The sequence below is a fragment of the Niameybacter massiliensis genome (assembly GCF_001282685.1).
GTDB classification, from domain to species: Bacteria; Bacillota; Clostridia; order Lachnospirales; family Cellulosilyticaceae; genus Holtiella; species Holtiella tumoricola.
Window position 1 is genome coordinate 477737 of the sequence record NZ_LN875034.1, and the last position, 12492, is coordinate 490228.

At 34.6% G+C, this 12492-nt stretch carries 5 protein-coding genes; 4 read left to right on the plus strand and 1 reads right to left on the minus strand.

The window, feature by feature from the left end; translation table 11 throughout:
• The first annotated feature begins 247 nt into the window (after positions 1-247).
• The 4 genes from BN2390_RS04630 to BN2390_RS04645 all read left to right on the plus strand — a co-directional run bounded on the left by BN2390_RS04630 (position 248) and on the right by BN2390_RS04645 (position 11556).
• Positions 248-5152 (plus strand): fibronectin type III domain-containing protein, encoded by a 4905-nt coding sequence (locus BN2390_RS04630; protein ID WP_154668769.1) that lies wholly within the window; start codon positions 248-250, stop codon positions 5150-5152.
• Positions 5153-5161: 9 nt separating this feature from the next.
• Positions 5162-9460, plus strand: coding sequence for a fibronectin type III domain-containing protein (locus tag BN2390_RS04635; protein WP_053983182.1), 4299 nt, complete (start codon positions 5162-5164; stop codon positions 9458-9460).
• Positions 9461-9681: 221 nt separating this feature from the next.
• Entirely contained in the window at positions 9682-10587 is a 906-nt protein-coding gene (locus tag BN2390_RS04640) for a SpoIID/LytB domain-containing protein (protein WP_053983183.1), read from the plus strand.
• 69 nt (positions 10588-10656) lie between these two features.
• Positions 10657-11556 (plus strand): peptidoglycan DD-metalloendopeptidase family protein, encoded by a 900-nt coding sequence (locus BN2390_RS04645; RefSeq protein ID WP_053983184.1) that lies wholly within the window; start codon positions 10657-10659, stop codon positions 11554-11556.
• 281 nt (positions 11557-11837) lie between these two features.
• On the opposite strand, the gene BN2390_RS04650 is transcribed toward BN2390_RS04645, so the two are convergent.
• A complete protein-coding gene (locus BN2390_RS04650; RefSeq protein WP_053983185.1) occupies positions 11838-12455 on the minus strand; it encodes an RlpA-like double-psi beta-barrel domain-containing protein in 618 nt (205 codons plus the stop codon).
• Positions 12456-12492 lie beyond the last annotated feature (37 nt).

A 12492-nucleotide genomic window follows, 5' to 3' on the forward strand; every position in this document is an offset into this window, starting at 1 on the left:
AAGAAGAGATATAGCAATGCAAGCTAAGAAACAAAAGAACATTCTAATAGGGTAATACGAATAGAGAGTAATCGAAATATGTAGAGAGCTATGAGATTAAACACGAAAGTTAAGTAATTATATAATCAAACAGGCTAATTATGTCGATAAAATAAAGGGAAACTTTAACCAAAATCAAATCCTAAATTAAACAAAGATATTTATTATAAAATCATCTAAAACAAATATAGAAAGGTCAGGGTAAAGCATGAGAAGAATTACTGCAATGTTACTAAGCATAATCCTTTTTGTAGGTGTGTTACAAGGTATACCAACCTTTGCAGCTACAAATAGCATGAAAGCAGATGATAAGCTAGGCTTTCAAGAAATGAGTATAGAAATTAAAGATAATAAGGGAACTGTCATTCAAAAGGCCCAGGGGATTCAGTACTCCCAATGGCAACTTCAACTTGTAGAAGAACTTCTCTTAGATGAGGTAACAATGAAGTGGAAGCTAGGGGATGCTACAGCACCGAGAAACGGAACTTATGTCTTAGATTATTATATTGAGAGTGGGACAAAGGAAGCTTCTAAGATTTATCAAGTTAAAATAACTTATGAATTAGCAGGGACAACTGATATAAATGTAAATATAGAAGTATTGGATGACAAAGGCAATCCAGTTCAAACTAAGTTTACAACATATAAGCCATCTTATGGGGATACAGATATTGAAAAGGTTGAAGATACCTTAAAATCTACACATAAAATCAATATGGATCCTAGTGCATTAACAAAAAATAAAGAGTTAGTAGTAGCAGTAGGAAATCTTACAAAAGTTAAAATGTTTTTCAAAGATTATGAGATGCATGTATCTGTAACAGGCATTAAGAAAGATTATATTACGCCTTTCACATTAACCTATGATAGTGGAGTGGTAGGTGCAGATAAAGAAGAAAGTAGTTTTAATGCATTTAAGGGTATTCAAGAGTTCAAGATTCTTCCTACCCATTTAACAACTGAAGCAGATGTAGAAACGGATAAAAGTTTGAAGTTACCATCTCAAACAGTAGTTGATTTAGATAAAGTTGTGGCAGAAGGTGAACTTGGTGTTGAAGCAGGTTCAAGACCAGGGATTGTTGTAACACTTACCAAACCTATGACATTAGTTAATAAAGCAGGTTCGCTAAAATTCGAATCTATCGATAACGTAACAGATTCAACCAATGCACAGCAAGCAGAAATTTATTTAGAAGAATTATTAGGAAAAGATATTAGTACAGGTGATGCCAAACAAATCAAAGTAAAATTTAAGTTGAAACATGGAGAAGCTATGGTAGATACCATAGATGGTAAAGAAAAAGGAAAAGTTATTTCTAATGGCAATCGATTTGAATTGTATTTTGCCAAGGACTTGAAAATTAAAGGCTTAGCAAGTGAGGAAGACCTTAAATATTTATTTGAGTGGCCACACTTACAAGAAGGTATGCTCATTAATGGTGAAATTGCATTTGGTGGACATTTGTTTGGAGATCCAACAAAGAATCTTACCTTTAAACCAGATAAAGTGGGATACACTTATGTACGTTATACCATTTATCGCTTAACAACAGATGATATTTCATTTAAAGTAGAACCTTATAATATTAGAGGACCTGTAAGCTATACCCTTTTAAAAGAGGGACTCTTAGGTGTGGGATGGGATGCCGTAGATGTAAGGCATTATCAAGACAAGCCACTCACAGAGCAGATTACATTGACCACTAAAAAGGGTGCTTATGAAAAATATAAAATTGTAATGACTACGGGGAGTGACAAAGGAGAATTTGAGTCACAAATTGTAAAATACAATGGTAGAAATGATATTGTACCACCACCTTATTCAGAAATACTCAATATTGACAATGTATATGTTATCCCAGATGACTTCACAAAGGATAACCCAACAAGTACAGATGTTGCAGCAGTAGGAATTGACCTTGAATGGAGTGCACCAGAGAAAGAGAAACTTAATAGCTATCTTAAAGATGGGGATATTTACTATGAAATTTATTTAAGTGATAGCCCAAATAAAATAGGTAAACCTATTAAAGTATTTAAAGCTTTCTTAGAGGGCAGTGATATCAAGCTTACAACTCATGCAGGGGAGGTAAAAGGAGAAACTATTTATGATTCATCTAGAGGAAGTTTCATCGCTCCTGGAATTGTTTTAAAAGATGAGACAGCACCTTTAAATGAATGGGAAGTTCTTGATATACCTGAGTATGAGGGAAATCCCAAATATCCTACGAAAGATAAAATCGTAGTGAAAAATGAAGCCAAATATGAAGTTCCTAATACATACTACTTAACAGTAAGACCAGTATATGAAAAACGTTATAGTGGAGAAGGTGTAGAACCTAAGCTTGCGATTAGTAAATACTCTAATCCAAAATCTCTTTCTTTGGATATTGTAAAAAGAGTTGTTCCAACACCTGAAATTATTCAAAGTAAGCCACAAACTGCAAATGAAGGAAAAAGTGTGCAAACACTATACTTTAATCCAGTAGATTTAACAACCTATGTAAAATACATGCTTAATCCTCTAGGTCTTAAATTACACAAACTTGCAGCATCTGATGAACAATATACTTATTATAGAAATTATGAGATTTATATTTATCAGAAAACACCTGATTCAGGAAGTAGTGAAACCGTACCATTTAATAAGACGCAAGAAATCAAGAGCGAAAAAAATGAAGAAGGTATGACTTATACCACTTTATCTGAAGCAGACCGTGTGTTTATGCGTGAGCAAAATGGGGCACTTTTATTAAATTATGAAAGTACTCAAAATGCCTTAACAGGTGAGCAAAACCTACATGAATTAAAAATTAAAGGATTAGAATCTAATACGCCTTATTATATTCAAATTAGAACACGTATTGATTTGTATAAAGGAGAAGAGCCTTTAGGTAAGAGTGTTTACTCAGTATTTTCAAAAATACATTCCTTTACAACCCAGACGAAGCCTGTACCACCTACAACTGATGAGCAGGTACCACCAGCACCAGAAAAATTCTTCATTGAAAGTCAGCCCAATAATACAACGGTTAAAATAGGTTGGGAAGAATCGGAGTTTGCATTAAGTCATAAAGACAAGACGTATTACCAATTAGTACGTTCAGATGGTACAGCAATGATCAAAGAGCATACCAATCGTTTACTAGATATTGAAGATGTACTAGGTAAAAGTAGTAAATACAAAGGTTTCCATACAAAGGATACCTATATCCAAGCTTATAATAAAGGTGTATGGATAGAACATACACCAAGACAAGGTAGCCAATTCTTAAGATTAGAAGAAAATACCCTATTACCAAATACAACCTATTACTATTATATTCGTACAGTATATGAAAACTTAGGTGAGAAGGTTTACTCAGATTGGATTATGCTACCTGTTACAACATCACCAGTGAATCCACCTATCAATTTAAAAGTTGAATCTCAAAGTGCCTTTAAATATGATGGACAACACGAAACAGTTATTAGTTTCTTAGCACCTATCCCACAAGGAAGTAAAGTGCCAGAAGATTTTAGTTTTGATATTGCCGTTAAAGGTGAAAAAGATGAAGATTATAGATTAGATTATGAAGTAAGCTTTGTACAAGAAGAAACATCTAGTAAAGAATATAGACGCTTTGTCTATAAGGTTAAAGGGCTGACTCATGGGACACGCTATGACATTAAAGTTCGTATTGTAGATAAAACAGGGGAAGCTCTGAGTACATCTCTTTACTCAGAGAAAGTAACAGCAAGAACAGACTTTAGTGAAGACGATCAAGATGAAGAAAATGCATTCAACAAATATTTAGAGCAATATGATAGAGAAGCAGAAAAACTTAAACGTAATCCATATTGGGAAGTAGAAAGTAGTAAATACGAAGAAATTTATAAGTATAGAGGCAGTTATATTCAATCAGAGCTTGCAGCTTTTAAAACCTATGAGTTAGTAAGCAATGATACAGGTAGTAGTGTCTATTACTATGTGCCTTCAACATTTTTTAATGAAGCAGTTAAGAACAATACATTAGTAACGATTCAGCTGGATAAATACACAGCAACATTAAGACCAAACATGCTTAAAGATAATGAAGATATTAAAGAAGCACAAGAACGAGTTAAAAAAGGTAAGTATCAAGATTATTATGTAGGTATTGAATTTAGATTAATAGGTTTAACAGGTAGGATTCAAGGAGATTATGTTATTTCTCCTGAGATTTCTATGAACTTAGAAATTGTATATCTAAACAAAGAAGAACTAATTATTGAAGATACTATTATGAATGAACTTCTTGAATTGATTGATGATGGCCGAGAAGATGTAGTTAAAGATTTAGAGAAGTATGTAGTAGGTGGGAAAATAGATGATGCTAAGTTAAATAGTATTATAGACAAAGCTATTACTTGGGTTAAAAACAAACACCTAACTGAGGTACAAAAGATTTTAAAGAAAGTCATAGAGAAAGATGCAGATATCTATGAGATTCAAACACCTATTTATTTAGAGGCAACTCTAGATGCTTATGAAGCCAATGCATATTATCATGATGGTAGTAGATGGGAGAGCGTATACGCTTATAATGTAGCTTCTAAACTGGCATTAGAAATGGATCGTTTAGGAAGCTATGCTTTCACAGGAAAGAGTAGTAGCACTGTTCTAGTACCAGATATTCCAGGAGGAAGTAGTCTAATTAGTAAGTACACGCTATCAGATTTCTTTGATGTAGAAAAAGGATTAAATCAAACAGTAACAAGAGAAAAAGTTTATGGTGCAGTAGCAAGAGTGCTTGGCGCAAGACGTGGTACAGACTATACACTTTATTTAAAAGATAGAGGGGTTAAACTGATTGTACCAAATAATATGTATCAACCTATTAGACAAGATGAAGCTATATATACCATCATGCAAGCTTATGAAAAAATGTACTACAAAGATATTAATACAATTACAGTAAGTAACAAGTTAAAAGTGAGCAATATTGGTGCTTTCCAAACCCAATACAGACCCTATGTTTATGCAGCGGTAGAATTAGGTGTAGTAGTGCCAGAGAGTAATAAAGTTTTACCAAGCAAAGTAATGACCGCAAAAGAAATCATATATATGCTTACAAAAATTGTACCTAAATAGGAGGCAAGAATGAGAAAAAGTAAATGGTTGGCATGGCTTATGATCTGTATCATGTTGATACAGATCATGCCAGTTCAACTTTTGGCAAACAGTCAGAATCATGTAACAACCTTGCAACTTACAAATGATAAGATAACACATGTAACAGATAAGGATAATACAGAGAAAATTACACCATCTATAGGACTTGTGTGGAACAAGCCAACTCCAGCAGACCCAGTAGGGAAACCTGATACAGTAATGGGGCAAACACATGAAACTACACATTATCAAATTGAATTATATGATTATGCAAATAAAAAAACATACTTAAGTAAATTCATTGAAGACCCAGCTCCAACAAAACTAGATGATAGTATGAGCCAAAGGCTAGAAAATATTGACTTTGGATACAATAAAGTCAACGTGTTTCAAGGAGAACATTACTATATTGAAAATGGTACTTTCTATCGTGGAACAGTATTTGGTAAGCATTACCACAAGATAACAGACGGAGAAACAATAAGAGCAGACCTAGCTCCAGATTCACCAGGAATACCAGCGTCTCTTTACTTCCTTACAGACTTTAATACCAAGCTATATGATTCATCAGAAGGTATGGAGTTAGAATGGGAGTACATACCAGGCGCAGATTATACTATTTACTATGTTGCTGCTGATAAGAAAACAAAACAAGAAATTTTAGGAATAGATCAATCAAGCGGTAATATTCCTCATAGTAAAATCACTGTTACAGATGAAATGGCACAAGAATTCATTGTTCAAAGCAGTGGTAAGACAAAAGTACGTTATGTATTAAAAGACTTAAAACCTAAACAAATCTACTCAATGTTTGTAGAAGTAACAGGATTTAGTAAGGATCCATCAGGACAAGGCTTTGAACGTATTCAAAAAAATACATATACAGATGAAAGAGGACCCAAAGTTGTACAAGGGATTCCAGGGATCGATATTGATATCTACAATGTAGGTAAAGATGAAATAGAAATCTACTGGGGACCAATTGCTTGGGCAGAACTTGGTGGTAACTTACAAGGCGTTAAAGTATATGCTAGACAAGATGGTGGTGAACAACACCTTGTAGCAGAAAAATCAGTAAGTAGTGGTGGGAATTTAATTTCTATCATATTGGATGAGCCAGAGAAGGCAACGTATTATCAAGTTGGATTTATTATAGATGGTAAGGAAATTCTAAGTCGAGAGAAACTCTATGTACCACTTGATTTAAGACTTCAACCACTTAATCCTAAGATACCAAAGCCATATGGCAAAAACTTAGATATTACAAGTACGAAGAATGAATACTTAGTTACAGGAGATACGATAGGATTAGAAGATCCAGACTTTATTAACCATACATTCCATGGGAAGGTAGATAAAGAAACAACTATTCAAGTGGTATGGGATGCACCACATAAGCAAGAAGAGGGTCAAAAAAATGAAATAGATTATGACCTTTCTTATGATATATGGGTAAGTGATAATTTAAAAACACTACAGAATAATAGTAAGTTAGAACCTGTTGAAAAGGATCTTAAGATTAGACAAGGTAATCTCAAGCAACTGATTACGCATCCAGAAGATACAAGTAAAGTTATAGGTATGCGTACAACACTTACACAGTATGTTGATAAATTAGGTATCGTACAACCTATTAAATCAAACAATGCTTACTATATTAAAATAGTAGCAAAACGTGCATATGGTGACCAATACGCCATCTCACAACCAACTTATGTAAGTATTAATCTTGATAAAAATGGAAACATTTCAGTTCCTCCAGTTATAGGTAAGCCACCTCTTAGAATTCAAAAAGAAGGTGTAACACAAACAAGTGTAACCATTGAATGGAGAACTGTATGGTATGAGATTTTAGCAAAAGACTTATCTCTTTATGATGATGATAAAGATGAACAAGTACTTGCTGAAATAGGAAGTACAAAGGTTTATACATCAAAGACTCCAACTTTAATCAAACCACTTATCCACTTTAAGTTTAAGGAAAACTGGGAAGAACATATCTTGTTAACTGAAGATGATGTAAAACAAGTTAAAAACAATGTAACAGAGGCTGCATTTAATGAAGATTATTATAACCGTAAAATAGAGCTTGAAGATGATGTGAAATATGAGCTTAAAGTATTACCTTATAGCCAAGTAGAAGCAGTACTTGAAAAAGATCAAAGTATTGAAAACTGGGTGGCTACAACACAAAAAGATAATGAAGAAGGTTGGTCAGATATTGACCCAACTGAAGGAACTCAAGATGATAGAGGGCTGATTTGGAAACAGTATAGTGTAGGCAACTTAGAACCTAATACACGTTATGTTGTTATGCTTCGTGCCTATCGTACATTAGATACGGGAGAAAAGCTTATGCAAAGCTTCCCAAGTTATATTATTGCGACCACACTTACGGATTATGAAGGACCAGAGCCTATACCAACTGTACCAACTTTACAGTTAGAAAGCTATACAGATACAGAAGTAACAGTATCTTGGAAGTATAATAAGGACTTTGAATATGAACTTGTATATAGTACAAAGGATAAGCCAGATGAAGCGATTAAATGGGATTTTGTGATTTCAGATAATCAATCAGATAAAGATTATGTACCTGATGGAGAAAAAGCTGTTGTTACTATAACAGGCCTTTTCCCACAGACAACTTATAATATATGGCTTAAAGCCAAACAGAAAAAAGGAACAGAAGAATCCGCATGGAGTAATCCAGTAACAGTTAAAACCAAAGATTTACAAGCTCCACATATACCAACAGGATTAGGCCCAGCTGCTTCACAAAGTTTACAAGATATTAATTTAGACTTTGCGCCACTGGGGCCAGATTACATTACAGTAGAGTGGACAAAGGATCATAACGATACAGGTACTCAGCAAGAAGGCAATATTCAAAAAGCTTATGAGTATGATCTAGAATTTGCAGATAATGTTGAGTTTTTAGATAGCCAAGTTGTAGTGGTGCAAGATTCTTTAGGAAAAGGCAATAACTATGATGTACTTGCTAAGAACTTAGTGAAGTTTAATAAGTTAATTGCTAACAGACCTTACTATGTGCGTATTAAAGCAAGAGTTATTTTAACAGATACACAATCTAAACGCTCTATTAGCAAAGAGTCTGCGTACTCGACTTGGGTACGTATCTTTACCAAGACAAGTGGTGGGGAATATGATGGTGGAGAAAATGATAACATTGTCACTTATCCAGATGCCATAGAAGAAGAATTTAAAAATGGTGAGTGGACTTTAGAAATTGTAGATGCACAAAAAATCATCGGTGAGATCAAAGCCTCTAAAGACTACTTCTATACCATTACAATGAAAAAGTATAATAATCGCTATGAAGCTCATTTAAGACGTATCAAGATTCCAGTCTCAGTGATGCAAGCACTTGCGACAAGTCGTATGGAGCTTAAAATAGAAACTGAAATAGGGATTTATGAGATTCCAGCACAAGCCATGAGCTACTATATAGATAAGGCAAATGCTAAAGATATGGTTCAACTTGAACTTGAAACACTTCTTGCATATGACTTAAGGAATATTGCTATGCCATTCCCATATAGCATTGATAAGGCAGAGAAGTTAAGTGTTAAACTACAAAGTAAGGTCCTTACTAAAGCACCACTTGAACGTTTTGATAGCAGGGTTAAGGTAGCACTTAAACTAGATACAGCTAATATGTATCAGACACAAACACTGAAGACTTATACTTATGATTATAGTTATGGTGGATGGCTTGCAAATGAGCATAAGATTGATACAAGAGTAGATGCAACTTATGCGGTATATTCTACAGCAAGTACAGGGATTTATACGTTACAACGCATTATTAATTATACAGATTATCGTCACACCAATGCTGCTATGGATCAGCTCTTATCAAGATACAATATAGAAGCATTAGGCAATAAATATGGCAAAAATACATCTGTCAATAGTGATCAGATGATTAATCTGATTTTAGGTATTGCACAAGGCTATACAGATATTAATATGGATGCTGACGTTGTACAAAATAGAAAAAAAGCATCTGCAGCAAATATCTATACAGAAGCTAGACCTGGAACAGTTACTCAAGAACAAGCACTGCATGCTGTTGTAAGACTTTATGAGATGACTTCAGGTAATAGAGTAAAAGCTTCTAGTGTAAGTGTGAGAGGTGTAAGCCAAGTTTATAAAGAAGGTGTACAAAAGGCTTATGCATTAGGAATAGTTAATGATGTAGCACCACAACAAACAGTAACATATGGAGAATTAGCAGAACTTATTGTAATGGTTCTTCCATAAGTTGAATAAAGTTATAAAAAAGTCTCCATACTCTTAGAAAATAAGAGGAGGAGGCTTTTTTATGTATGATAAGAAAAATATTACGGTAATCCTTATTACCTTTGTAATATGTACGATTTGCATCATTGGATTAGAATTGATGTTCTAGATAGAGGCATAAACTTGTCTACCTTTCATATAATGTAATACAGGATTAAAGATAGAGATACGGGAGGACAAGCATGAAACAGATAGGAGCATGGTGCCTACTATTATTAGGAATGTTGATTGGTATACCTTCATTAGTGGTTTATATGGGGGGACATTATAGTACAGAATTATTACAGAGTGTAAAAGGTATAAGTGAGCAAGATAAGAGCAAAGACGAAGAGTTGGCTAAACAAAAGGACGAGCTTATTGGAGCTATTGCAAAGATTGCTTCGCCTACAGAATCAGAGGAAGCATTAAAAGCCTATGCTGTTATGCTAAGAACTTATAGGCTTAGAAGACAGTTAGGTATTGTAAGCCAAGGATCATTAAACTATATGACAGTCGATGAAATGAAAGAAACTTGGGGTAAAAGTTATACGACCTATTATAATAAACTAAAAAAAGCAGTTGAAGATACAGCTAACGAAGTCATTTATTGTGGCAATGAATTGATCGAGCCTATTTATCATAATGAGAGTGCTGGCTGGACAAGAAATGCAAATGCAATTTATAAACAAGATATTCCTTATCTACAACCCGTTGAGAGTGGTCTTGATACAGTAGAAGAAAGTTTTAACTTTACACAAGATGAATTTGTCAAACGTTTACAAGAGGCATATAGTCATCTGTCCTTACAAGCAGAGGCCTTATCACAACAAATTCAAGTAGTATCAAAGGACCAAGCAGGTTACATAGAAAGTTTGCAGATTGGGAATCTATTGATAGAGGGAGAGACACTAAGAAAGATACTTGATTTACCATCTTCTTGCTTTACAGTTGTACAAAGTGCAGATACTATTACTTTTAATGTAAAAGGTGTAGGACATGGTATAGGACTCAGCCAACATGGAGCGAACGAAATGGCAAAACAAGGCGCAACTTATAAGGAAATTCTAGGTTACTACTATACAGGTATAGAAGTTAAGGTTAATAATTAAAAATTTTTAATAGTATGTGAATAAAAGCCTATTACTCTGGCGACAATGTAGACGTCGGAGGTGTAAAGGATGAACAAACTTAAAGACTTTACAAAAAAATATGGTTTTTATTTAGCAGTAGGACTTGTAAGTGTAAGTGCTATTGTGGCTGCTGTTGTACTTTCAAACAATACAACAACAGTAGAAAGTGAAAATGGAGCATATGTAGAAGATGTTACAAATGGTATGCTAGAAGGAACAGAAAATGAAATGGGAGATGTAGAAATCTTACCAGAAGATGAAGTAGCAACTAATGAAGAAGCTATTTCAGAAGAAGCTGTATCTGATAGCGTAGCTACAGACACTACAGATGTAGATGTTGCTGTTGATGAAAACAATCAAACAGAATCAGCAGATGCAATTGTAGAAGATGAAATGGCTGTTGAAACATTTAGCTCTACAACAGCAGATCCAAATGAAGGACCTTTCTTCGCAGATGGTGATACAATGTTATGGCCTGTAGAAGGTAATATTATTGTACCATTTAGAGATGATAGTACAAAACATTGGTATAGTACAGCGTTAGAACAAACAATGCGTACTTATGGTGTTTGTATCAGTGCTTCAGAAGGTGAATCTATTAAAGCTCCAGCTAAAGGTATTATTGTAGACATTATTGATGATGCAACAACACTTGATAGTATGAAACTTATTGGTAATGTAGGTCGTGTTATTGTTATTGACCACGGTAATGGATATACATCAGAAATCGGTATCCAAGGTGGTAAAGCTGACAAAGACTTATTAGGACAAACAGTAGATGCTATGCAAGTAATTGGTACAACAGGAAGTGCAACTGGTCCATTTGCTGACCTTGGTTGCAATGTATATTTACAAGTTAAACACAATGATGAAATTGTAGATCCTACATCTATTTTAGGCTACCATGAATCAGTAGCAGGTGTAGATATGGGTCATATTGCAGACTAAGTTTGCATAGAATAGGAGGTTGCCAAAGGCAGCCTCTTTTTTGTGTGGGAAGAGGGAAGTGAAGTCGAAGTGATAGAAAATATTCTTCCAGCTTTACCTTCGTGAAAAAGCTTACAGAATGTTTTCTATCACTTCTTTTCACTTCAGCTAGACAGCAAGAAAATGCTACTGCTTTGGACAATGCAGGGGTGGGAAGAAGATGGGTAATTGCTCATACTTCCCTAATTGCAGTTAGGCATTCAAGGCAAGATAGCTACTATGAGGATGAAGAAAAGGGGGGGTTAAGAATGGTGAGGAAGCTTGTAGAGGGCTTTAGTATAGATGATGCCAAGGGCGTTGGTGCGATCGAAGTATTGGGCATCACTTTCACCGGGGTTGCGTTTTACATAGACATCTACTTTAATGGTATTGTCATTAATCCGTTTAATGGCACCACCGCGGTCATCGACAATGAAGGTATCGGTTGATACATCTTGAGGAAGATTTTTGATGATAAATGATGTACCGAATGGAATATCTTGTGGGGCAGCTAGCGAGCCTATTTGAAGTGGGGCACCTATGGCATTGCGTTCTGCATAGCCACCATTTTCACAAGCTAGGCCTGTGTAGAAGGACACACGTACATTAATAAGATGGTAGTTACTTGTATCTAGGGAAGGATGAGCCATGTAGATTTCCATCGGAATATTAATAATATCTGGGAAACTATGATCTTCGGAATTGGCATTATAAAATGAAAAGAAGGTTGGTTCATGCATATCAAATGTTGTAAGTATAGAATTTGCTTCTATGGTTTCTGAAGGTATTAAATAAGATATGAGAATAAGAGCTACAATGAGCCCTAAAAAGGTTCCGGTTCCTAAAGAAGCAAATAATTCTTTTTTTGTGAGCAATCGCATAGATAAACTTCCTTTGCTAAAAATAAATATAAACTTG

Excerpts from the sequence above, each read along its gene's own strand:
- BN2390_RS04650 (WP_053983185.1), bottom strand. The coding sequence starts at position 12,455 with ATGCGATTGCTCACAAAAAAAGAATTATTTGCTTCTTTAGGAACCGGA.
- BN2390_RS04635 (WP_053983182.1), top strand. The coding sequence starts at position 5,162 with ATGAGAAAAAGTAAATGGTTGGCATGGCTTATGATCTGTATCATGTTG.
- BN2390_RS04630 (WP_154668769.1), top strand. The coding sequence starts at position 248 with ATGAGAAGAATTACTGCAATGTTACTAAGCATAATCCTTTTTGTAGGT.
- BN2390_RS04640 (WP_053983183.1), top strand. The coding sequence starts at position 9,682 with ATGAAACAGATAGGAGCATGGTGCCTACTATTATTAGGAATGTTGATT.
- BN2390_RS04645 (WP_053983184.1), top strand. The coding sequence starts at position 10,657 with ATGAACAAACTTAAAGACTTTACAAAAAAATATGGTTTTTATTTAGCA.